Raw genomic sequence first — 22,198 nt, forward strand, 5'->3', positions numbered from 1 at the left:
TACGCCGACCCGAAATATCTTCGCTGAATCCATAATCGACTCGGTCTCTCAGGTCGATGTATGAAGCGAGACACCTCGGTCGGCGCCCTCTCCCTGTGGGAGAGGGCTGGGGTGTGAGGGGCTTTTCCTGACTCAACTCAGTCCTTGCGCCAGACGCTGGCCAACCAAGGCTGCTGCTCGCGCGGCAACCCCGCCGGGCGAAAGTAATGCTCAAGCTCGACAAACCCCGCGTCCGTCAGCAACCCTCGCCAAGCCTCAAGATCGTGATACGAGCCATAACGCGGCCCGTTCCAGCCTTCGCGGTTATCCCCACGCGGATTCGAGCTGAACAGCACACCACCGGGCTTCAACGTCCCGTGCAATTGCTCAAGCACCCGTGGCAATTCCTGCAACGGCACATGAAACAGCACCGCATTGGCAAAAATCCCGTCGAAGCGTTCAGCCGGCAGATCGAGTTTCAGAAAGTCCTGCTGCAACACTTCACAGCCACTGTCCTCCCGGGCCATTCGCGCGAACTCTTGCGAACCGTCCAGCCCGACGGCGATGTGCCCCATACGTGTAAACGTCTGCAAATCCCGCCCCGGCCCGCAGCCGAAATCCAGAATCGTGAACGGCGCTGAACCCTGAATATGCCGAAGCAGCGCATCGATGTTCTGGCTGACATCGTGGTCGCGGGTGCCTTCACGGAAGTCTTCAGCCACCGAGTTGTAGTGGCCGAGGGTGGTGGCGGTGATCTGTTCGAGATCGGTGGGGGTCTGCTTCATGGTGGGGATACGCGGGCAATTGGGGTTTGCCGAATATACGCCATGAAGCGGGGCTGCTGCGCAACCCATCGCGAGCAGGCTCGCTCCCACAGGGGAACGCATTCCAAATGTGGGAGCGAGCCTGCTCGCGAAAGCGGTTTCAGAGGCGCGGCATGATTCCGGATGAGCTCAGCGCTTGTTCAACCCCCGCGCCAACCGGTCCCCACCCAACTGAATCACCGCCACCAGAGCCACCAGCAACACAATCACCGTCAACATGATCTGGCTGTCAAAGCGCTGATAGCCGTAGCGATAGGCGATATCCCCCAACCCGCCAGCGCCAATCGCCCCGGCCATGGCCGACGAATTGATCATGGTCACCAACGTAATGGTGAAACCGCCGACAATCCCCGGCAGTGCCTCAGGCAGCAACACATGCCAGACAATGTGCCAACGCCGGCAGCCCATCGCTTGCGCCGCTTCGATCAAACCATGATCAACCTCACGCAGACTCACTTCGGCAATCCGCGCGAAAAACGGCGTCGCCGCAATCGTCAGCGGAACAACAGCGGCCCACACACCGTACGTAGTACCGACAATCAACCGGGTAAACGGAATCAGCGCGACCATCAGAATCAGAAACGGGATCGAGCGGAACAGGTTCACGAACGCGCCCAAGGCACGGTTCAACACCGGCGCTTCGTAGATCCCGCCCTTGTCGCTGGTGACCAGAATCACCGCCATCGGAATCCCCACCAGCAACGCGATCAGCGACGACACACCGACCATCAGGAACGTGTCGATAAAGCCCTGCAACAAGCGATCAAACCACATAACCCGACACCTCCACTCGCTGCGCCCATTGCCCTGCGCGTTCACGTAATTGCTCGGCACTCAATGGCGAACCGCTGACAGCCAACAGCAGTTGTCCCAACGCATGGCCCTGAATTCGTTCCACGCCACCCTGCAGCAATTTCACCCGACCGCCGAGTGCTGTGAAAAGCGCGGCCAGATCCGGCTCATCACTGGTGCTGCCGGTGAACTGCAAGCGCAGCACCACAGCGGCGTCGGAGGACGGCGCTTGGGCTTGCAAGCGGCTCTGCAATTCCTCCGGCAAGGCGTGTTGCAGCGGCGCGAGCAAGGTCTGGCTGACCTCGTGTTGCGGATTGCCGAACACTTCCCAGACCGGGCCTTGTTCGACAACCCGACCGTGCTCAAGCACGACAACGCGATCGCAGATTTCGCGGATTACCGCCATCTCGTGAGTGATCAGGACGATGGTCAGGCCCAGGCGTTTGTTGATCTCGCGCAGCAGGCCAAGGATCGACTGGGTGGTCTCCGGGTCGAGCGCCGAAGTGGCTTCGTCGCAGAGCAAAATATCCGGGTCATGCACCAGCGCGCGGGCGATGCCGACGCGCTGTTTCTGCCCACCGGAAAGTTGCGCCGGATAGGCTCTGTGCTTTTCTTGCAGGCCAACCAGTTCGAGCAGTTCGCGCACCTTTTTTTCGCGTTGTTCTTTCGGCACACCCGCGACTTTCAGCGGCAGTTCGACGTTCTGCCAAACGGTCTTGGCCGACATCAGGTTGAAGTGCTGGAAGATCATGCCGATGCGCCGGCGCAGTGCGACCAGCCGGTCTTCATCGAAACCGCCGATGTCGACCTGATCGATCAACACCCGCCCTGAGGTCGGTTGTTCCAGACGATTGATGGTGCGGATCAGCGATGACTTGCCGGCGCCGCTGCGGCCGATGATGCCGAACACTTCGCCGCGCTGAATCGCCAGATCAATGCCCTGCAAAGCCGCGACCGGACCTTGCCGGCCGTTGTAGGTTTTGCCCAGACCGATGAAACGCACGTGGGCGCGATTCAACTCCGGGTGCAGCTCGGTTTTTTCAGCATTGTGTGGCTCTGGAATCTCCAGTCGCCGTTGGATCGCGGCCGTCATGCTCAGCTTTCCCAACCGGCTTGATACAGCTTGCCGTGGGCCTTATCCAGCGCCGCGCGAACGACCGGCGAGTGCTGGTAGATGTCGACGAATTTGATCAGGCGCGGATCGGTTTTGCTCTTCGGCTGGATAACGAACTGGATCACGTATTCCTTGTGGTCGAGACCGTCGAACAGCAGTGCCGAACCGGCATCGAAGGTCTTCGCCAGGCGGATGTAGGCGGGGTAACCCTGGACCAGATCGGCGTCGTCATAGGCGCGCACCAATTGCACGGCTTCGACCTGGAGGATTTTGATCTTCTTCGGGTTGGCGACAATGTCATCTTCGGTGGCTTTGTAGCCGACGCCCGGTTTCAGCGTGATCAAACCGGCCTTGGCCAGCAGTTGCAAACCACGACCACTGTTGATCGGGTCGTTGGCGATGGCGACGCTGGCGCCTTCGGGCAACTCATCGAAGCTTTTGTATTTTTTCGAATAGAGGCCGACGTTGTTGATGATCCCCGGGGCGAATGGCACCAGATCAAAACCCGCGGCGGCTTTGGCGTTTTCGAGGAACGGGATGTGCTGGAAGTAGTTCACGTCGATGTCGCCAGCGGCGAGGCTGACGTTCGGTGCGATCCAGTCGGTGAACTCCACCAGCTCGACTTTCAGGCTTTGCTTGGAGGCTTCTTCGACAGCGGCTTCCAGCGGAATGGCGAAGGCGGCGGTGGTGCCGATTTTCAACGGGGCGTCGGCGGCGAAGATGGCCGAGCTGAACAGGCCGAGGGCCAGGGCCAGTGCTTTGACTGGGTGGGACAGGCGTTTTTTGGTCATGATGGGTTTTCCAGTCAGTGCATGAAATTTGTGGTGTTTGTTATGGCCTCATCGCGAGCAGGCTCACTCCTACATTTGGAATGCGTTCCCCTGTAGGAGTGAGCCTGCTCGCGATGCTTTTAGCGGCGAAACGCGGAGCCGGTGTGTTGCTCGGGCAACTGCGCCTCACCGCGAAACAGCTTCTCGCGCAAGCTGCCGCTGTCATATGCGGTCTTGTACGACCCACGCCGCTGCAGCTCCGGAATCACCAGATCGATAAAATCGACATAGCTCTCCGGCGTAACAATCCGCGTCAGGTTGAAACCGTCGAGGCCGGTCTCGGCGATCCACGATTCCAGCTCATCCGCCACTTGCTCAGGCGAGCCAACCACGGTGATGTAACGGCCACCGAGGGCGTGCTGGTCGAGCAATTTGCGCCGAGTCCAGTCGTTGTTCTGCAGGTTCTTGGTAGCCGACTGGATCGCATTGCTCTTCACGTACTGGATCGGTTCATCGATCTCGTACTGGGAAAAATCGATGCCGGTCGACGCGGAGAAATGCGCCACGCCGGCCTCGGCGCTGGCGTAACTCAGGTACTCGGCGTGCTTGGCCCATGCCGCCTCTTCGGTCGCGCCGACAATCACATTCAGGCCCATGAACACCTTGATGTCCTCAGGATTACGCCCGGCTTCGACGGCACTGGCGCGGACCTTGTCGACCTGAACCTTGGTTGACGGCTTGTTCTGGCCACTGATGAACACGCACTCGGCGTGACGCCCGGCGAACAGCAAACCGCGATCGGAACTGCCGGCCTGAAACAGCACCGGCGTGCGCTGTGGTGAAGGCTCGCAAAGGTGATAACCCTCGACCTGATAGAACTCGCCCTTGTGCTCGACCTTGTGCACTTTCTCCGGTTGCGCGTAGATCCGCTGCTCGCGGTCGTTGAGTACGGCGCCGTTTTCCCAACTGCCTTCCCAAAGTTTGTAGAGCACTTCCAGGTACTCGTCGGCCTGATCGTAGCGACGGTCGTGTTCGACCTGTTCGCTAAGGCCCATGGCTTTCGCAGCGCTGTCGAGGTAACCGGTGACGATGTTCCAGCCGACGCGACCACGGCTCAGATGATCGAGCGTCGACATGCGGCGGGCGAACAGATAGGGCGGCTCGTAGGTGAGATTGGCAGTCAGGCCGAAACCAAGGTTTTTGGTCACGGCGGCCATGGCTGAAACCAGCAACAACGGGTCGTTGACCGGCAACTGGATCGACTCTTTCAGCGGTACATCGACCGAGTTCTGATAGACGTCGTACACACCGACGATGTCGGCAATGAACAAGCCGTCGAACAGCCCGCGCTCAAGCAATTGCGCCAGTTCGGTCCAGTATTCGAGGGTGTTGTAGCGCGTTGAGGTGTCGCGCGGATGCGTCCACAGGCCATGGTTGATGTGGCCAATGCAGTTCATGTTGAACGCGTTGAGCAGGATCTTCTTTTTCGCCGCGCTCATCAGATCGTCCCTCGCAACGGAGGGTTTTCGTCATTGAGGTAGTAGTTGCCCACCGCGTGATATTTCCAGCGCACCGGGTCATGCAGCGTGTGTACGCGGGCATTGCGCCAGTGACGGTCGAGACCGTGTTCGATCAGGGTCGCCTGGCTGCCGGCCAGTTCGAACAGCGTGCTGCCGGCGGCCAAAGAGATTTCAGTGCTGATCGCCCGTGCTTCGGCGACGGCAATCGAAGCCGCGGCGACGGTTTCTGCATTGGTCTCGGCTTGTGCGGCGTCGAGGAATTCGCCGGCCCGTTCAAGCAAGGCTTCGGTGGCGTGCAGACGAATACTCAAGTGGCCGAAGCTTTTCAGCGTCAGTGGGTCTTCGGTGGCTTTGTCGTTGCCGGAATCGATCCATGGGCGGGTTTTGCTGCGCACGAAGTGCAGGGCGTCTTCGTAAGCGGCGCGGGCGATGCCGGTGTCGATGGCGGCGTGAAGGATTTGTGCCAACGGGCCGACCGTGGTTGGCCGTTCGAAGGCGCTTTGGAAGGGCAGCACGTCTTCAGCCGCGACGAATACGTCTTCGAACACAACGGAGCCGCTGCCGGTGGTGCGCTGGCCGAAGCCGCTCCAGTCGTCGATCACCGTCAGGCCTTTGCTGTCACGCGGGACGAAGGCCAGTTGCTGCACACCGTTTTCATCGACCACGGAAGTCGGAATGCGCTGGGCGTAAATCGCCCCGGTCGAGTAAAACTTGCGGCCATTGATGCGATAGCCGTCACCGTCGCGCTTGAGGCTGGTGACGCGGTCGTGGGCGGTTTTTGTGCCCAATTCCGCCAAGGCATTGCCGAAGCGTTGGCCGGCGAGTACTTCGGCGTATAGCCGTTGTTTTTGCGCGTGGCTGCCGTTCACCCGCAGCACTTCCAATGCATAAAAATGGTTCTGCGGAATCTGTCCGAGCGAGCCGTCGGCCTGAGCGATCAGGGCGATGACGTTGGCCAGGGTTACGTTGGACACACCCGCGCCGCCGTATTCCTTGGGCACGCTGATGCCCCATAGACCGGAGCGGGAAAATACATCGAGTTCCGGCAGTGGCAAGCGACGTTCACGGTCGCGCAGGGCGCTGTCGCGCTTGAAGTCTTCGGCCAGGTCGCTGGCGACGATCAGGGCTTGCTCATCGCTGGTGATGACCGCGACGTGATGGGAAAAAGTCATAGGTTTCTCCAGATGTCTGGTCGTCTCAGATCCAGGAATGGCGAGCAGGCAAAGCGCCGTTGAGGCGATAGGCGCCGACCGCGTGATATTTCCAGCGCACCGGGTCGTGCAGCGTGTGCACGCGGGCGTTGCGCCAATGGCGGTCGAGATTGAATTCGGCGAGGGTCGCGCGGCTGCCGGCCAGTTCGAACAGCTTTTCGCTGGCGAGCAGGGAAATCTCGGTGGTCAACACTTTCGCTTCGGCCACAGCAATCGAGGCGCGGGCGGCAGAGTCGGCGGTGAGCGGTGCGGCGTGTACTTGATCGAGCACTTTGCCGGCCTTGCGCAGCAACGCTTCGGCAGCGTGCAATTCGATTTTCAGTTTGCCGATGTCAGCGATCACGTAAAGGTCATCGCTGGCCCGTTCAACCTTGGCGTCGATCCATGGCCGCGCACGGGTTTTGACGAACTCGATGGCGTCGTCAATGGCACCACGGGCGATGCCGGCGTCGATCGCGGCTTGAATCAGCTGTGATACCGCGCCTTGAGTATTCGGGAAGTCGTTGATCTTCCAGTTGTCGACGACCAGGCTCGACTCGACGCGCACGTTATTGAGCAGAATCGTGCCGCTGGCGGTAGTGCGCTGACCGAAGCCCGACCAGTCATCAACGATGCGCAAACCCGGCGTGCCGCGACGGACAAAGGCCAGCACTTGCTTGCCGTCATCGTTGAGTGCCTTGACCGCCACCCAGTGCGCGAACAGCGCACCGGTGGAATAAAATTTCTGGCCATTGATCACGTAATCGTCGCCGTCGGCGGTGATTCGCGCTTTCAGTTCCAGGGTGTTTTTGGTGCCGCGTTCCGGGCCGGCATTGCCGATGCGCCAGCCTTCCAGAACACTTTGGAACAGCTGCTTTTTCTGCTCCTCGGTGGCGCTGCCGAGCACCAGATTGATGATGCCGAACTGGTTCTGCGGAATTTGCCCCAACGCCGGATCGGCGGCGGAAATGATCGCAAACACCTCGGCCAAAGTGACAAAGGAAACCTGCGGGCCACCGTATTCGCGCGGGATGGCGATGCTGCCTAATCCGCTGCGGGTGAACTGTTCGATTTCCGACCACGGCAGCTTGCGCTGGCGGTCGCGTTTGGCAGCCTGCACGCGGGCGACTTGCGCCAGCTCATGGGCAGCCTTGATGGCTTGGGCGTCGTTGCGCAAGACCTGCGCGGGCAACAACAACGGGGCGATGTCCAGATCCGACTGGACATTTGCGTCTGCCAGACTGGACATCAGTGCCGCTCCTTGGCTGCACGCAATGCCCTGGCGATCTGCACTGGGGTGATTGTGTTCCGGACCATACTACCTACCTCACATCTCATGAAAAACGCCGCAAAAGTGCGGCGAACGAAAGAATGTCCGGTGGTCCGGTTCATATACCCTAAGCGTGTATAAAAATTAAATAAACTAACTTTTAGGAATATGTATAGAAGGGGTGATGGTCTGATTGGTTAAGAGTTTTCAGGTGAGGGGGATAACCCCCCACCCTCGGCCAGACACATCAATCCTTGCGCGATTCGGCCGCCTTGAGTTCCTGCCTCAGAGGGACTTTCAGATAAGGATTTACACAGCCGATCTTCAAGGTACGTGGCGGCGCCCAGCGTGAGTTGTTACCGACTCGATCAAGGATGCAATACGTCACGTCCAGGCGCAGATCCTCGCCCGCTTCGACAATCACCGACGGTGGGACCCAGACCTGAATCGGCAAGCCGATATCCGCGGCGGTGACCGGCGCCAGATCCATGCGCACATCACCCCAGCGCAAGGTGATGGCGTCGTCCTCGGCCATGTTCAGGTACGGCTCGATGGTCAGCGGCACACCGCGTTTGATCTGGTTTGGATTTACACCCTGACGGCGAATGGTGTCGGGAATGGTCACCGGGGCCAGTTGCTGGTTTTCATCTGCGCTCAGTGTTGAGGGTTGCCCACCGGGGCAGTCAAGTTTGACCTGCACGCGCGTCGCTGCCGACAGCGCCGGACCCTGACCGACCTGCATCACCCGGTAGTGAATGCGCGCGGTACCGCTGGCGATGAAACTCTCCGGCACCCGTAGGCGCACTGCCGTGCCGATGTCATCCGCCGTCAGCACCCTGGAGGCGACATAGCATTTGTTCCAGAACAGCTCGATGAGGTCTCCGCTGTCCATATCGGGGTAGGGCGACACCTCGACCAGAAAATGTGCGGCGGCGCTCAGATTGATGCCGGTTTTTTGCGCAGGCGCCAGGATCGGCGCTGCCAGTTCGGGGGGATGCGAAGTGCGGGTCATCGATTTCTCTCCTTGAAGCCTTGCAGCGAAGTCCGTTTCTGGAAGAACAAAAGGCGTGAATAAACTGGCAATAAAGCTTTGAACTTTCATTCAGGTTGAATACGGGTTTATTGAACTAAGTGGTGCCAGTTGTCGACTAGATAAGAGTGTGCGGGATGGGGTGTCAATAGACGATATTAGCTAATCCGTGAATTACGAATTAATCAGAAGTTTCCTACGCTGCTGTGGTCATGTGCCTAGGCGGTCAGGAGAAATGAGCCACGGAACTTAGGGCTTTTTGGCGGGTTTTGCGCGGATTTATTCGAGCGTTGTCATGTCGGGTGGTGCGGGATTGAGACCGGCATTATCTGTTGCAGAACATATATATGTACCGCTTCGGATATGTTTTGTCTGGATAGGGTGTTGCTGAGGCGAGGCTTTAACAAAGGTAACTTCCATCCATGGAAGTTGCCGGTATAGCAATGAAAGTTCTCAGGCGTGATTCAAGAACTTGCTGAGAAACTGTTGAGTACGTTGTTCTTTCGGGTTGGCAAACAACGCTTTCGCTTCACCTTGCTCGACAATCACGCCTTTGTCGAAAAACACCACACGGTTGGCCACGTCGCGAGCAAACCCCATCTCATGGGTGACGATCACCATGGTGCGTTTCTCTTCAGCCAGGCCACGAATGGTCGCCAGCACTTCGCCGACCAGTTCCGGGTCGAGCGCCGAAGTCGGTTCGTCGAAGAGAATCACTTCCGGCTCCATCGCCAGCGCTCTGGCTATCGCCACGCGCTGTTGCTGACCACCGGAGAGACGACGCGGATAAGCGTCTTCCTTACCGGCGAGGCCGACCTTGGCCAGCAGCTTTTTGCCCAATGCAACTGCCTCGTCGCGCGGCATCTTCTTGACCACTATCGGGCCTTCGATGACGTTCTCCAGTGCGGTGCGATGGGGGAACAGGTTGAAATTCTGAAACACGAAGCCAACGTGCTGGCGCAGGTTGCGCACCAGACTCTGCTGCTGGTTCAGCGGGCGACTGGTATCGATTTCGATATCGCCGACCTTGATCCGGCCGCTGGTGGGTTGTTCAAGGAAATTCAGGCAGCGCAGAAACGTCGTTTTCCCTGAACCACTGGGGCCGATGATCGCGACGACTTCGCCTTCCTTGACCTCCAGGTCGATGCCGTTGAGCACGACCTGACCCTTGAATTGCTTGGTCAGTTTTTCCACGACAATCATCGTCAGGACTCCTGGTCGTGCCGATTGACCCGCTCTTCCAACTTGTTCTGGAAGTGCGAAAGCACCGTGGCCAGAATCCAGTAGATCAGCGCGGCGGCAAGATACATGGTGAAGACTTCGAAAGTCCGGGCGGTAATCAGTTGCGCCTGACGGAACAGCTCCGGCACCTGAATGGTGGCGGCCAGTGCCGTGTCTTTGACCAGCGAAATGAAGCTGTTGCCCAGCGGCGGCAACGCCGTGCGCATCGCTTGCGGCAGGATGGCCCGGCGCAGGGTTTGCGCGCGGGTCATGCCAATACTCGCAGCAGCTTCCCACTGACCACGCTCGATCGAACCGATCGCGGCGCGCAGAATTTCACAGGCGTACGCGGCCATGTTCAGCGAGAAGCCGATCAGCGCTGCTGGTAACGGATCCAGTTCGATTCCCAATTGCGGGAAGCCGTAATAGATCACGAACAACTGCACCAGCAACGGCGTGCCGCGAAAGAACGACACGTAGACGCGCGCCAGCCAGCTCACTGATTTGAAGCGCGACAGGCGCATCAACGCCAGGCCGAAGCCCAGCAGCAAGCCGAAGAACATCCCGCCGAGGCTGAGGACTACCGTGTAGTACGCGCCCTTGAGCAGAAAGGGCGCGGAGTCCAGCAACAGCGCCGTGGTTTCGGCGAGTTGCTGGCTCAACTGCGGGAAGTGCGCTTCGAATTGAAATCCAACTTCCATTATTTAGTGACGTCTGCGTTGAAGTACTTCTCGGACAGCTTCTTCAAAGTGCCGTCTGCACGCAGTTCGTCGATGGCCTTGTTCACGGCAGCCAGTAGTTCAGGTTCGCCTTTGCGCAGAGCAACACCGGCTTCCTGACGGGAGAAAGCTTCACCGGCAGCAACGGTTTTCGGGGCTTTCTTGGCATATTCAAGTGCAGCCAGACGGTCGATCAGGATGGCGTCGGTGCGGCCGTTGTTCAGGTCGGCGAACTTGGTCGGATCATCATCGTAGGTGCGCACGTCAGCGCCCGGCACGTTGGCGCGGACCCATTGCTCGTAGTTGGTGCCCAGGCCCACACCGACTTTTTTGCCGGACAGGTCATTGGCGGTCTTGATGTTCAACGCGGCTTCTTTGCTCTTCAACACCAGCGCCTGAATACCGGAAACGGTGTACGGCTCGGAGAAGTCATACTTCTTCTTGCGCTCGTCGGAGATGGTCACCTGATTGACTACAACGTCCAGACGCTTGGATTCCAGCGCCGCGAGGATGCCGTCCCACTTGGTCGGCTGAATCTTGGCTTTGACGCCGAGTTTTTGCGCCAGCGCTTCAGAGAGTTCAACTTCGAAACCGGACAGTTTGCCGTCGGCATCGACGAAGCTGAACGGTGGGTAAGTGCCTTCCAGGCCGACGTTGATAACGCCTTTGTCCTTGATCTGTTGCAACTGCTCACCGGCCACTGCCTGGCCGATCAGACCGGCGCTCAGCGCCAGGCCCAGCGAACCCACCAGCAGATTGCGACGTAGTGCGGAAAAATTCATGACAAGCCCCTGTGTTTTCTTATGGAAGACGCTTAAGGAAAGTTGGCGAATGGGTGATTCGACGACAGCGCTATCCTGCCTTAAAGCAGCTTATGCGTCTTGCGCGAAATTCGCCTGCGGCGAGACTATAAGATGTCTGCTTTAGACTTGAAAATACTTAATATTTGAAATGTTATTCTTTATTGGAATATGAGGTTCGTTCCCACGCTCTGCGTGGGAATGCCTCTAGGGACGCTCCGCGTTCCAGCTCTCGAAGGGACGCAGAGCGTCCCGGGCTGCATTCCAACGCAGAGCGTGGGAGCGATCAGTCAGAGGAAATCCTTGTAGGCGAACAACGCTGGCGCCCCACCGGTGTGCAGGAAGATGATCGGGCCTTCATCAAAACGCTGACGACCAATCCCATCAAGCAAACCCGCCATCGCCTTGCCGGTGTACACCGGATCGAGCAACACCGCTTCCTGACTCGCCAGCAATTTCACCGCCGCCAACGTCCCGGCATTCGGCTCGCCATAACGCGGGCCAAAGTATTCGTCCCACAACTCGACCTTGAAACTGGCTGGCAGTTCGACGCCGAGCAGCTCTGCCGTGCGTTCCGCCAGACCCTGTACCTTCGGCCGCTGGTCTTCTTCGCTGCGCGAAACCGTCACGCCAATCACCGGTAATTGCGGCAGCACTTCGCTCAACGCCAACGCCAGACCACTGTGAGTGCCTGCACTGCCCGAGGCCAGAACCACCGCGGCAAACTCCAGCCCGGTGTCCTTGATCTGCTCGGCCAGTTCAAGCCCAGCGCGCACGTAACCCAAAGCACCGAGAGCATTCGAACCGCCCACCGGCACCAGATACGGCTTCTTGCCGTTGCTGCGCAAACGCACGGCGAGGGCGGCCAGTTGTTCGTCGGCGTTGTCGAGGTTGTCGACCAGTTCGACTTTGGTGTCGAACAGATCCAGCAGCAGGCGATTGCCGTTGCCGGTGTAATTGCTGTCGTCGCTGCCCAGCGGATTTTCCAGCAGCGCCACACAGCCCAGGCCGAGTTTGGCGGCCAGTGCAGCGGTCTGGCGGACGTGGTTCGATTGCAGCGCACCGGCGGTGATCAGCGTGTCGGCGCCTTGCGCCAAGGCGTCGGCGGCGAGGTATTCGAGCTTGCGCAGTTTGTTGCCGCCCATGGCCAGCGGCGTCAGGTCATCGCGCTTGATGTACACCTCGCGGCCGAGCCAGGTGGACAGGCGTTCGAGTTTTTCCAGCGGCGTCGGGTGGTTGAGCAGATCGAGGCGGGTAAAGCGGTCCAGCTGTTGTTTGATCATGAGTCCGTACTGGCTTGGAAGATGAAAGGACTATAGGCACGTGCTTTTGCAGGGGCAACCGCCAATCGCTTATAGCTAAATCGACTGAGCCCAGCACTATCGGTTCTTAATTCGCCCTCCCAGCCTTGCCGTAAAGTAGTCGCCGTTGACGCGGCCAGACAGTCCGGCCGCCCCTGAGGAGTCTTTACCGTGAGCGAGCGTTCCAGCCATTGGCAATTGCAGACCATCGTCAGTCAACTGCGCAGCGCGCGGGATCAGTGGCGGGCACAGAACGGCCGGGCGTCCGGCGAGCAGGGTGGTCGCGAGTTGCCGTCGCGGGCAGCGATGGCGGAGATTCTTGAAGCGCTGTGTGGCGCGCTGTTCCCGATGCGTCTGGGACCGGTGGATTTGCGTGAAGAGAGTGAAGACTTCTACGTCGGTCATACCCTTGATGTCGCACTGAATGCCTTGTTGGCGCAGACCCGTCTGGAACTGCGCTACGTCGCCCGCCATAGCGCGCAGGCCGACACCGAAGTCGAAGCCCGCGCGATTCAGATCGTGCAGGATTTCGCCCTCGCATTGCCGGGCCTGCGCACGCTGCTCGACACCGATGTGCTGGCGGCCTATCACGGTGATCCGGCGGCGCGCAGTGTTGATGAAGTGCTGCTGTGCTACCCGGGGATTCTGGCGGTGATTCACCATCGTCTGGCGCATCATTTGTATCGCGCGGGTTTGCCGTTGCTGGCGCGGATCAGCGCGGAAATCGCTCATTCGGCGACCGGCATTGATATCCATCCGGGTGCGCAGATTGGCCGCAGCTTCTTTATCGATCACGGCACGGGTGTGGTGATCGGCGAGACGGCGATCATTGGTGAGCGCGTGCGGATTTATCAGGCGGTGACGTTGGGCGCCAAGCGCTTCCCGGCGGATGAAGACGGCCAGTTGCAGAAGGGTCATCCGCGTCATCCGATCGTTGAAGATGATGTGGTGATTTATGCCGGAGCGACGATTCTCGGGCGGATCACCATTGGCAAGGGTTCGACCATTGGCGGCAATGTGTGGCTGACGCGCAGTGTGCCGGCGGGGTGCAATTTGACCCAGGCGAATTTGCAGCATGATGACGGGACGCAGAAGTAGGGCTTTAACGGCTTACCCTCATCGGAACGCCGCCCGCCCAGCCCTCTCCCAGAGGGAGAGGGGGCCGACCGAGGTGTTTTGGGTTATCCATCGACCTGAAACACCGAGTCGATGATGGATTCGGTACAGCAGGATCATGTCGGCGTATCTCCCCAATATCCCCCAATCAGTCCCCTCTCTCCTTGGGAGAGGGTTAGGGTGAGGGGCTATTGAACGAATACCCTCAAACCCACGTCATACCCATCCTTGAGCTAGCGTAGGAAAACTACCGCCTAGCCGTACGATTAGTCCTTACCCCCCTATCCATGTTTAACTTGAACGTTCATTCAAGTTAAACCGGTGGTTCGCTGCCCGCTCACAACAGGAGGCTTGCCTTTGCTGAGTCCGATCATTTCAGCCACGTTTCAACCCCTCGAGGTGCACGTTTCATGAGTGCATCGTCAACTCCCGCCAGCGGTCTGGTACGCATGAATCCGCCGGTGTTCTATTTCGCCGCGACGGTCATTCTGCTGTTTGGTCTCGTTGTTATCGCCATGCCTGAGCAGGCCGGCGCCTGGCTGCTGGAAGCGCAAAACTGGGCGGCCAATACGGTCGGCTGGTACTACATGCTCGCGATGACCCTGTATCTGGTCTTCGTGGTGGTCACCGCCTTATCCGGCTACGGCAAGATAAAACTCGGTGCCGACCACGACGAGCCCGAATTCAGTTACCTGTCCTGGGCCGGCATGCTGTTCGCCGCCGGGATCAGCATCACGCTGTTCTTCTTCTGCGTCTCTGAACCGCTGACTCATATGCTGCAACCGCCGCAAGGCGAGGCGGGTACGGCGGACGCGGCGCGCCAGGCCATGCAGATTCTGTTTCTGCACTGGGGCCTGCATGGCTGGGGCGTGTTCGCCTTTGTCGGCATGGCGCTGGCCTATTTCGCCTATCGCCACAACCTGCCGCTGGCGCTGCGTTCGGCGCTGTATCCGCTGATTGGCAAACGCATCAACGGCCCGATCGGTTACGCGGTGGACGGCTTCGGCATCATCGCCACGGTGTTCGGTCTGGGTGCCGACATGGGCTTCGGAGTACTGCACCTCAACTCGGGCCTCGACTACCTGTTCGGTATCGCTCACACCCAGTGGATTCAGGTCGGCCTGATCACGCTGATGATGGGCGCGGCGATCATCGTTGCCGTCTCCGGCGTCGATAAAGGCGTGCGGGTGATGTCCGACATCAACATGCTGCTGGCCTGTGCGCTGCTGCTGTTCGTGTTGTTCGCCGGGCCGACCCAGCACCTGCTCAACACCTTGATCCAGAACCTTGGCGACTACCTCGGCGCCTTGCCGATGAAGAGTTTCGACCTCTACGCCTACGACAAACCGAGCGACTGGCTCGGCGGCTGGACCGTGTTCTACTGGGCCTGGTGGATTGCATGGTCGCCGTTCGTGGGCCTGTTCATCGCACGGATTTCCCGTGGCCGGACCATCCGTGAATTTGTTTTCGGCGTGCTGTTGATTCCGCTCGGTTTTACTCTCGCGTGGATGTCGATCTTCGGCAACAGCGCCATCGATCAGGTGCTCAACCACGGCATGAGCGCGCTGGGCATGTCGGCCATCGACAACCCGTCGATGAGCATTTACCTGCTGCTGGAAACTTATCCATGGAGCAAAACCGTCATCGCCGTGACGGTGTTTATCAGCTTTGTGTTCTTCGTCACCTCTGCCGATTCCGGCACTGTGGTGCTCTCGACGCTGTCGGCCAAGGGCGGTAGCCCGGACGAAGACGGGCCGAAATGGCTGCGGGTGTTCTGGGGCGCGATGACCGCGCTGATAACCAGCGCGCTGTTATTCTCCGGCAGCATTGATGCGCTGAAGTCAGCGGTAGTGCTGACTTCGTTGCCGTTCTCGCTGATTCTGCTGCTGATGATGTGGGGTCTGCACAAGGCGTTCTATCTCGAGTCGCAGAAGCAGATCGCTCAGTTGCATTCGCTGGCACCGGTCTCCGGTTCTCGGCGCGGCACGGGCGGCTGGCGACAGCGCTTGAGTCAGGCTGTGCATTTCCCGTCGCGGGACGAGGTGTACCGCTTCATGGACACCACGGTGCGCCCGGCGATTGAAGAAGTGACGGCGGTGTTCGTCGAAAAAGGCCTGAACGTGGTCACCCAACCGGACCCGGCGAATGACAGCGTCAGCCTCGAAATCGGTCATGGTGATGCGCATCCGTTCATCTATCAGGTGCAGATGCGCGGCTACTTCACGCCGTCGTTCGCCCGTGGCGGCATGGGTTCCAAGCAGCTCAACAATCGTCGTTACTATCGCGCCGAAGTGCACTTGAGCGAGGGCAGTCAGGACTACGATCTGGTCGGCTACACCAAAGAGCAGATCATCAACGACATCCTCGATCAGTACGAGCGGCACATGCAGTTCCTGCATCTGGTGCGTTGATCGGCGACTGGGCGCCGGGACGTTTTACGACTCGGCGCTCAGCACCATGAACAACACCATCGCCGCCACCGGCACGCCGAATACCGCACTGCCAATGGCTATTTCCGATCCCACGGACTGTCCGGCATGCACCACGCCCACCGCACCATTGATCACCGTCAACGCCAACCACAGCGCGGCGAAGCCGTAGCCCATGGTCTGGCGGCTGAAGCCGATGCGCTCGCCGATGTACAGCATCAGCGCGAGCAGGATCAGGCCGAAGAAGATGATGATGGCGGTGTGCATGGCGGGTTCTGCCTGATGAATGGGTATCGCCTGAAAGACCGCTATCGCGAGCAGGCTCACTCCCACAATGGATCCCGGCTGGACATAAATTTCATGTACACAGGAAATCCCTGTGGGAGCGAGCCTGCTCGCGAAGGGGCCACCTCGGTGTTCTTTAGAGCATAGCCAATCCAGTCCCGCCACATCTCCACTGGACATATTTTGCGACCCTTACAGAGAGTCTGGCCGGCGACGTGTTTTTCTTGCTGGCCCAAGCCTGCCGTTGATCTGCCCATAACCGAGCGATTGTTCAGTGAGCTAATATTTATCTGAGTGTGTATCGTGTGTATCAAAGGCTCCTGCGCCCTCTAGAGTAAATGGCTCTAGCTGTCGAACAGGGCAAAGGAAATGCGCAGTCGGGAAATGATCAGGATGATCGAAGACGATGGTTGGTATCTCGTGGCGGTGAAAGGCAGCCACCACCAATACAAGCATCCGCGCAAGCCAGGAAGGGTGACGATCAAGCACCCTGATTCGGATCTGCCCAAGGGCACGATCAACAGCATTTTGAAACAGGCGGGCTTGAAATGAGGCCCGTTATTGGAAACGAAGGCCGTTTTATGGGCCTGTCAGAGGAAGGACTCACTCATATGAAATTCCCGGTCGTTCTGCACAAGGATGCCGACTCAGACTACGGAGTGATCATCCCGGATGTCCCGGGTTGTTTCTCCGCAGGCACTACGGTCGCTGAGGCGTTTGAAAATACTCAGGAGGCATTGGCGCTTCACTATGAGGGGTTGGTCGCCGACAGCGCGCCGTTACCGCAAGTGCGGGACATTGATGCTCATCTCGATAACCCGGATTACGCGGGAGGGATCTGGGGAGTGGTCGATTTTGATATCACCCCGTATTTCGGCAAGTCAGTGCGTTTTAACGCCACGCTGCCGGAGCAGTTGCTTGAGCGTATTGACCAGACAGTCCGCCGTGACCAGCGCTATCGATCCCGTTCCGGATTTCTCGCGGCGGCCGCCTTGCGCGAACTGTCGGTATAGCGAAGTCAGGTGCTTTCCCGTTCGATGACTTGGCACTGCAGCAGGTTCAGCCGCTGCACCTCGTCGCTCGGCAACACGCCAAGGCTTTCCAGCACGCGTGTTGCGGCGAGTACACCGATCTCCAGCGCCGGTGGTTTGATCGTGCTGAGGCTCGGCAAAAGCATCTCGGCGAACGGGTAGTCGCCAAAGCCAAGAACGGCGCAGTCTTCGGGGATTTTCAAACCCGCGCGTTGCCCGGCGAGCAGGCCGCCGGCGGCGAGGTTGTCGTTGGCGAAGATGATCGCGTCGGGGCGCGGTGAGGCGTTCATCAGGGTGTCCATCGCCTGTTTGCCGGCCTCGAATGGTGCGCGATCAGCGTCAGGGGCGTAGACCCAGGGTTCCAGGCTGGATTCTTTTAAAGTCGCTGCGTAACCGTCGCGGCGTTCCAATGCGCTGAAGTCGCCCGCCGCGCTGTTCTGCACGAAGGCGATACGTTGATAGCCTTTTTTCAGCAGATATCTGGCGGCTGTCACGCCCACCTCGAAATGCGAAAAGCCAATCTGCATCGGCTCGCGATCCGGCTGGTAATCCCAGGTCTCAATCACCGGCACATCGGCCTCGGCGATCATCTTTTCCGTACCCGCACTGTGAAAGTGACTGGTCAACACCAGCGCCGCCGGCGACCAGCCGAGAAACGCCCGCACCGCATTTTCCTCCTGCTCGGTGCTGAAGTAACTCGACGCCAGCAACAGTTGATAACCGTGACGGCTGAGCGTGTCGCTGAAGCCTTGAATGGTATTGGCGAAGATCGGCCCGGAGATGTTCGGGATGACCATGCCGACGATTTTCCCCCGCGCCGAGGCCAGCCCGCCGGCCACCAGATTCGGTACATAGCCCAACTCAGCTACCACCGCCGCAATCCGCTCGCGACGCTCGGGCGAAACCTGCTCGGGCTGATTGAAATAGCGCGACACGGTAATCGCCGAAACCCCGGCCTCACGCGCCACGGCATTCAGGGTCACACGTCCGGCGCCACGGCGTTTGCGGGGTTTTTCTTCGCTCAAGGCTCGATCCTTCTTAAAAACCAAATCGCATATAAAAGTAATTTTTCAGTATTGGACGCTCTATGTGCAGCTTGCCAATACTGTCGATGGTAGCGCTAACAAAGCGCGCTGTCTGCTACTCGCTCGAGCGAATGCCCAAGACACCGATTCAGGCGCTGTCGTCGCAGAACGGCAGCGGTTAAGGGCTAATTTCGAGCGGGCAAACATGCACAACATTCCTGGGGCGACACACAAACTGGCGCAATCGATTCGCGCCGCTGGTTGGTTATTTACGGGGTTGGCGGCGCTGCCGTTGCCCAACGCATTCGCTGCCGAGAGCAGTGATCAGGAGCCAACACTCAAATCGGTGACCGTCACCGCCACCCGCCGCGAGGAGTCGCTACAAAAAGTGCCGGTCGCGGTGTCGGTGATCGACGGCGAGCAGCTCGAACGGGATAACCGCAACGGCGTGGCGAGCATTGTTCAGCAGGTGCCATCGCTGAACTTTCGCACCGGCGCATCGAACAAGGACACCTCGTTGTTCGTGCGCGGCGTCGGCACGATTTCCACCTCGCCGGGCGTCGAACCGACCGTGGCGACGGTGATCGATGGTGTGGTCTACGCACGTCCCGGCCAATCCACTCTCGACTTACTGGATCTGGAACGCGTCGAAGTATTGCGCGGGCCGCAAGGCACGCTGTTTGGCAAAAACGCCTCGGCCGGTGTACTCAACATCACCAGCAAAGCACCGACCGCCGAGACCCACGGCTACATCGATCAGTCGTACTACAGCGGTAACGAAAGTCGTACCCGTTTCGGCATTGGCGGCAGCCTGATTCCGGATACGTTGAAAGGCTCGATCAGCACCCTGTTCGGCACCTACGACGGCAACGTCGACAACAAGCACAACGGTCAGGAGGTCAACGGCTACAACCATCGCGGCGTGCGCGGCAAACTCGAATTCACGCCGAATGACGACGTCACTTTCACCCTGATTGCCGACTACATGCAGTCCCACGACGACGGCCCCAACGGCGTTGTCAGTAAATCGCTGACCCCGGCCTTCGCCAATGCGCTGAGCCCGGTCAATGCGAGCAGCCACAACCGCGACATCAACACCGACACCCGCTCCCATGTCGAAGACACCAACAAAGGCTTGTCCGGCCAGCTCGACTGGCAATTGGGCGATTACACCCTGACGTCGATTACCGCGTGGCGTGGCTGGGACAATACGCAGTATCAGGATGGCGACCGTCTCGGCACGGTAACCGCAGCGTTTCCGGGCACGGCGGACAAGGGCGATCTGGCCTTCGATCAATATTCGCAAGAGCTGCGTTTGGCCTCGCCGAAGGGTGAATTCCTTGAGTACGTCGGCGGCCTGTTCTACATGCACGGCAAGGACGACGAGACCTATCAGCGCACGCTGACAACGACCACGCGCACCGACCGTGGTGTCGCCGATTACAGCACCACCAGCGACAGCTATGCGGTGTTCGGTGAGAGCACGCTGAACTTCACCTCGGACTTTCGCGGCATCGCCGGCCTGCGCTACACCCACGATGATCTCGAATACGATCACCGCCGCGTCTCGACTTCGGCGACCACCGTCAGCGGCATCCAACCGGCGACCAGCAGTTCCGGTTCGGTGGACGAAGACGGCTGGTCCGGCCGCCTCGGTGTGCAGTACGACTTGAGCGATACGGTCACCACTTACCTGACCTACTCGCGCGGCTACAAAGGCCCGGCCTACAACGTGTTCTTCAACATGCAGCCGCGCGACACCGAAGCGCTGAAACCGGAGACCTCGAACACCTGGGAAGCGGGCATCAAAGCCACTTCCTGGAACAATCGCCTGACCACCAACCTCGCGGTGTTCCACAGCGATTACGACAACTATCAGGCGAACTTCTTCGACACCGTCGCCGGGCAAGTGGTGACGCGCCTGATCAATGCCGGCAGCGTCAGCACCGAAGGCGTCGAGCTCGATTACGCCTTGCAGGCCACCCAGCAATTGAAACTGTCCGGCGCGCTGGCCTACACCCGCGCACGCATCGACGAGTTCGCCTGCCCGGCGGGCGCGGCGGCGTCGTGCAACGTCAACGGCAAACCGCTGCCGTTCAGCCCGGACTGGAAAAGCTACGTGCGCGCCGACTACAGCATCCCGCTGGATAACGGTCTGGATATCGAACTCGGCACCGACTACAGCTGGCAGAGCGAAGTGCAGTACGACATCAGCCAGAACGCCGACACCAAGCAGGGCGCCTACGGTCTATGGAACGCCAGTGTCGCGCTGGCCGATTACAGCAATGGCTGGCGCGTGGCGCTGCTGGGCAAGAACCTTACCGACAAATCCTATTCGCCGTTGCTGGCCAGCGGTGGCAATTACATCTATCGCGCCGTGCCACGGGATGACGAGCGCTACTTCGGCGTGCAACTGCGCAAGGATTTCTGAGATGAGCAGACAGTTGAAACTCGGCGCATTCCTCATGGCCACCGGGCACCACGTGGCGGCGTGGCGTCATCCTGATGTGCCGGCGAATGCGGGTCTGGATTTCGCCCATTACAAGCGGCTGGCGCAAATTGCCGAGGCGGCGAAGTTCGATGCGTTGTTTGTCGCTGACAGCGTCGCCGCGCCGACTCAGGACATCGCCAGCCGCATGGCGCGCTCCGATCACTTTGAGCCGTTGACGTTGCTCTCGGCCCTGAGTGCAGTGACCGAGCACATCGGCCTGATCGCCACGGCGACCACCAGTTACAACGAGCCGTATCACGTGGCGCGCAAATTCGCTTCGCTTGATCATCTTTCGGGAGGGCGAGCGGGGTGGAATCTGGTGACTTCGGACAATGCTGCCGAGGCGCTTAATTTCGGGCGTGACGAACATATCGGCCATGCCGAACGCTACAGCCGCGCTCGGGAATTTCATCAGGTGGTCACCGGGCTTTGGGACAGTTGGGAGGATGATGCGTTTGCGCGCGACAAGGCCAGCGGGGCGTATTACGACCCTGCAAAGCTGCACGTGTTGGACCACGTCGGCGAGCACTTCCGGGTCAAAGGCCCACTGAACGTCGCGCGCTCGCCGCAGGGGCAACCGGTGATTGTTCAGGCCGGCTCTTCGGAAACCGGACGCGAGTTGGCGGCGCAGACGGCTGAAGTGGTATTCACCGCGCAGACTTCCCTGGCCAGTGCCCAGGCGTTTTACGCCGACCTCAAAGGACGCTTGCCCAAGTATGGGCGCAGTACCGATTCGTTGAAAATCATGCCCGGAGTTTTTGTCGTCGTCGGCGGCACCGAAGCCGAGGCGCAGGAAAAGTATGAAACGTTTCAGCAATTAGTCGAACCCGAGGTTGGCGTCGCCTTGCTTGGGCGTATGCTGGGCAACTTCGATTTGTCGAAGTACCCGCTGGACGGGCCGTTGCCAGAGTTGCCGCTAACCGAAAGCGGTCAGCAGAGCCGGCAGAAACTGCTGACGGAATTGGCAGGCCGGGAAAACCTGAGCCTTGCGCAATTGGGTCGCAAGATTGCCGGCGGGCGCGGGCATTACAGCCTGGTCGGTACGCCCGAGCAGATCGCTGATCGCTTGCAGGAATGGTTCGAACAGGGCGCGGCGGACGGTTTCAACGTGCTAGTGCCGCACTTGCCCGGCGGGCTCGAAGACTTCGCCAATGGCGTGGTCCCGGAACTGCAACGGCGTGGGTTGTTCAGAACGGAGTATGAGGGCCGGACCTTGCGTCAGAACCTTGGCCTGGCTCACCCCGGCAACAGATTTGTGTAGCACCCTTCGCGAGCAGGTTCGCTCCCACAG

The 22,198-nt window shown here is 59.5% G+C and carries 20 protein-coding genes; 6 read left to right on the forward strand and 14 right to left on the reverse strand.

Annotation, left to right across the window (positions count from 1 at the left end):
* Nucleotides 1-137 precede the first annotated feature (137 nt).
* From VY732_RS01080 to VY732_RS01135, 12 genes are all read right to left on the reverse strand, one after another.
* Entirely contained in the window at nucleotides 138-764 is a 627-nt protein-coding gene (locus VY732_RS01080) for a class I SAM-dependent methyltransferase (RefSeq protein ID WP_331693463.1), read from the reverse strand.
* Between the two features lie 168 nt (nucleotides 765-932).
* The gene (locus VY732_RS01085; protein WP_034151854.1) at nucleotides 933-1,577 is read right to left on the reverse strand and encodes a methionine ABC transporter permease; all 645 of its coding nucleotides are present in this window, start codon (nucleotides 1,575-1,577) and stop codon (nucleotides 933-935) included.
* Complete coding sequence (locus VY732_RS01090; protein WP_331693468.1) at nucleotides 1,567-2,688, reverse strand: methionine ABC transporter ATP-binding protein; 1,122 nt, start codon at nucleotides 2,686-2,688, stop codon at nucleotides 1,567-1,569. Before VY732_RS01090 ends, VY732_RS01085 begins: the two co-directional genes overlap by 11 nt.
* A 2-nt stretch (nucleotides 2,689-2,690) precedes the next feature.
* Nucleotides 2,691-3,500: a MetQ/NlpA family ABC transporter substrate-binding protein gene (locus VY732_RS01095; RefSeq protein ID WP_331693470.1), complete on the reverse strand. Its 810-nt coding sequence runs from the start codon at nucleotides 3,498-3,500 to the stop codon at nucleotides 2,691-2,693.
* A gap of 119 nt (nucleotides 3,501-3,619) precedes the next feature.
* Nucleotides 3,620-4,978 (reverse strand): LLM class flavin-dependent oxidoreductase, encoded by a 1,359-nt coding sequence (locus VY732_RS01100; protein ID WP_331693472.1) that lies wholly within the window; start codon nucleotides 4,976-4,978, stop codon nucleotides 3,620-3,622.
* Entirely contained in the window at nucleotides 4,978-6,171 is a 1,194-nt protein-coding gene (locus VY732_RS01105) for an SfnB family sulfur acquisition oxidoreductase (protein ID WP_077570180.1), read from the reverse strand. The genes VY732_RS01100 and VY732_RS01105 overlap by 1 nt, the downstream gene beginning before the upstream one ends.
* A gap of 25 nt (nucleotides 6,172-6,196) precedes the next feature.
* Nucleotides 6,197-7,438: an SfnB family sulfur acquisition oxidoreductase gene (locus tag VY732_RS01110; RefSeq protein ID WP_077570182.1), complete on the reverse strand. Its 1,242-nt coding sequence runs from the start codon at nucleotides 7,436-7,438 to the stop codon at nucleotides 6,197-6,199.
* Nucleotides 7,439-7,706: 268 nt separating this feature from the next.
* A complete protein-coding gene (locus VY732_RS01115) occupies nucleotides 7,707-8,471 on the reverse strand; it encodes a hypothetical protein (protein ID WP_077570185.1) in 765 nt (254 codons plus the stop codon).
* Nucleotides 8,472-8,942: 471 nt separating this feature from the next.
* Nucleotides 8,943-9,692, reverse strand: a complete 750-nt coding sequence (gene tcyN, locus VY732_RS01120) for an L-cystine ABC transporter ATP-binding protein TcyN (RefSeq protein WP_150692893.1) — start codon at nucleotides 9,690-9,692, stop codon at nucleotides 8,943-8,945.
* Nucleotides 9,693-9,694: 2 nt separating this feature from the next.
* The gene (gene tcyL, locus VY732_RS01125; RefSeq protein ID WP_240049801.1) at nucleotides 9,695-10,411 is read right to left on the reverse strand and encodes a cystine ABC transporter permease; all 717 of its coding nucleotides are present in this window, start codon (nucleotides 10,409-10,411) and stop codon (nucleotides 9,695-9,697) included.
* Nucleotides 10,411-11,211, reverse strand: a complete 801-nt coding sequence (tcyJ, locus tag VY732_RS01130) for a cystine ABC transporter substrate-binding protein (RefSeq protein ID WP_077570189.1) — start codon at nucleotides 11,209-11,211, stop codon at nucleotides 10,411-10,413. The genes tcyL and tcyJ overlap by 1 nt, the downstream gene beginning before the upstream one ends.
* Before the next feature lie 308 nt (nucleotides 11,212-11,519).
* Nucleotides 11,520-12,512: a D-cysteine desulfhydrase gene (locus VY732_RS01135; protein ID WP_137218317.1), complete on the reverse strand. Its 993-nt coding sequence runs from the start codon at nucleotides 12,510-12,512 to the stop codon at nucleotides 11,520-11,522.
* A 189-nt stretch (nucleotides 12,513-12,701) separates the two neighbouring features.
* Here VY732_RS01135 and epsC point away from each other — a divergent pair, with 189 nt between their 5' ends.
* Nucleotides 12,702-13,628 carry a serine O-acetyltransferase EpsC gene (gene epsC, locus VY732_RS01140; RefSeq protein WP_016983653.1) on the forward strand — a complete coding sequence of 309 codons (927 nt, stop codon included), beginning with the start codon at nucleotides 12,702-12,704 and terminating at the stop codon, nucleotides 13,626-13,628.
* A 467-nt stretch (nucleotides 13,629-14,095) separates the two neighbouring features.
* On the forward strand, nucleotides 14,096-16,057 hold the full coding sequence (gene betT, locus VY732_RS01145) for a choline transporter BetT (RefSeq protein WP_176470116.1): 1,962 nt from the start codon (nucleotides 14,096-14,098) through the stop codon (nucleotides 16,055-16,057).
* A gap of 24 nt (nucleotides 16,058-16,081) precedes the next feature.
* Here betT and VY732_RS01150 read toward each other — a convergent pair whose 3' ends face one another.
* On the reverse strand, nucleotides 16,082-16,342 hold the full coding sequence (locus tag VY732_RS01150) for a hypothetical protein (protein ID WP_077570197.1): 261 nt from the start codon (nucleotides 16,340-16,342) through the stop codon (nucleotides 16,082-16,084).
* Nucleotides 16,343-16,729: 387 nt separating this feature from the next.
* On the opposite strand from VY732_RS01150, the gene VY732_RS01155 reads away from it, so the two are divergent.
* Nucleotides 16,730-16,912: a type II toxin-antitoxin system HicA family toxin gene (locus tag VY732_RS01155; RefSeq protein ID WP_128606395.1), complete on the forward strand. Its 183-nt coding sequence runs from the start codon at nucleotides 16,730-16,732 to the stop codon at nucleotides 16,910-16,912.
* Nucleotides 16,909-17,373 (forward strand): type II toxin-antitoxin system HicB family antitoxin, encoded by a 465-nt coding sequence (locus VY732_RS01160; protein ID WP_401042953.1) that lies wholly within the window; start codon nucleotides 16,909-16,911, stop codon nucleotides 17,371-17,373. The genes VY732_RS01155 and VY732_RS01160 overlap by 4 nt, the downstream gene beginning before the upstream one ends.
* 5 nt (nucleotides 17,374-17,378) lie before the next feature.
* Here the strand turns inward: VY732_RS01160 and VY732_RS01165 are convergent, their stop codons facing one another.
* Nucleotides 17,379-18,416: a LacI family DNA-binding transcriptional regulator gene (locus VY732_RS01165; protein ID WP_123592925.1), complete on the reverse strand. Its 1,038-nt coding sequence runs from the start codon at nucleotides 18,414-18,416 to the stop codon at nucleotides 17,379-17,381.
* 205 nt (nucleotides 18,417-18,621) lie between these two features.
* Between VY732_RS01165 and VY732_RS01170 the strand changes: the two genes are divergently transcribed.
* Together VY732_RS01170 and VY732_RS01175 are read left to right on the forward strand one after the other, a co-directional pair.
* Nucleotides 18,622-20,847: a TonB-dependent receptor gene (locus VY732_RS01170; protein WP_123592926.1), complete on the forward strand. Its 2,226-nt coding sequence runs from the start codon at nucleotides 18,622-18,624 to the stop codon at nucleotides 20,845-20,847.
* Between the two features lies 1 nt (nucleotide 20,848).
* Nucleotides 20,849-22,168 (forward strand): LLM class flavin-dependent oxidoreductase, encoded by a 1,320-nt coding sequence (locus VY732_RS01175; protein ID WP_331693484.1) that lies wholly within the window; start codon nucleotides 20,849-20,851, stop codon nucleotides 22,166-22,168.
* The last annotated feature ends 30 nt before the right edge of the window (nucleotides 22,169-22,198 follow it).

Source organism: Pseudomonas sp. ZY71, assembly GCF_036542145.1.
GTDB classification, from domain to species: Bacteria; Pseudomonadota; Gammaproteobacteria; order Pseudomonadales; family Pseudomonadaceae; genus Aquipseudomonas; species Aquipseudomonas koreensis_A.

Coding starts and splice junctions, on each gene's coding strand:
- VY732_RS01080 (WP_331693463.1), bottom strand. CDS start 764: ATGAAGCAGACCCCCACCGATCTCGAACAGATCACCGCCACCACCCTC.
- VY732_RS01085 (WP_034151854.1), bottom strand. CDS start 1,577: ATGTGGTTTGATCGCTTGTTGCAGGGCTTTATCGACACGTTCCTGATG.
- VY732_RS01090 (WP_331693468.1), bottom strand. CDS start 2,688: ATGACGGCCGCGATCCAACGGCGACTGGAGATTCCAGAGCCACACAAT.
- VY732_RS01095 (WP_331693470.1), bottom strand. CDS start 3,500: ATGACCAAAAAACGCCTGTCCCACCCAGTCAAAGCACTGGCCCTGGCC.
- VY732_RS01100 (WP_331693472.1), bottom strand. CDS start 4,978: ATGAGCGCGGCGAAAAAGAAGATCCTGCTCAACGCGTTCAACATGAAC.
- VY732_RS01105 (WP_077570180.1), bottom strand. CDS start 6,171: ATGACTTTTTCCCATCACGTCGCGGTCATCACCAGCGATGAGCAAGCC.
- VY732_RS01110 (WP_077570182.1), bottom strand. CDS start 7,438: ATGTCCAGTCTGGCAGACGCAAATGTCCAGTCGGATCTGGACATCGCC.
- VY732_RS01115 (WP_077570185.1), bottom strand. CDS start 8,471: ATGACCCGCACTTCGCATCCCCCCGAACTGGCAGCGCCGATCCTGGCG.
- tcyN (WP_150692893.1), bottom strand. CDS start 9,692: ATGATTGTCGTGGAAAAACTGACCAAGCAATTCAAGGGTCAGGTCGTG.
- tcyL (WP_240049801.1), bottom strand. CDS start 10,411: ATGGAAGTTGGATTTCAATTCGAAGCGCACTTCCCGCAGTTGAGCCAG.
- tcyJ (WP_077570189.1), bottom strand. CDS start 11,211: ATGAATTTTTCCGCACTACGTCGCAATCTGCTGGTGGGTTCGCTGGGC.
- VY732_RS01135 (WP_137218317.1), bottom strand. CDS start 12,512: ATGATCAAACAACAGCTGGACCGCTTTACCCGCCTCGATCTGCTCAAC.
- betT (WP_176470116.1), top strand. CDS start 14,096: ATGAATCCGCCGGTGTTCTATTTCGCCGCGACGGTCATTCTGCTGTTT.
- VY732_RS01150 (WP_077570197.1), bottom strand. CDS start 16,342: ATGCACACCGCCATCATCATCTTCTTCGGCCTGATCCTGCTCGCGCTG.
- VY732_RS01155 (WP_128606395.1), top strand. CDS start 16,730: ATGCGCAGTCGGGAAATGATCAGGATGATCGAAGACGATGGTTGGTAT.
- VY732_RS01160 (WP_401042953.1), top strand. CDS start 16,909: ATGAGGCCCGTTATTGGAAACGAAGGCCGTTTTATGGGCCTGTCAGAG.
- VY732_RS01170 (WP_123592926.1), top strand. CDS start 18,622: ATGCACAACATTCCTGGGGCGACACACAAACTGGCGCAATCGATTCGC.
- VY732_RS01175 (WP_331693484.1), top strand. CDS start 20,849: ATGAGCAGACAGTTGAAACTCGGCGCATTCCTCATGGCCACCGGGCAC.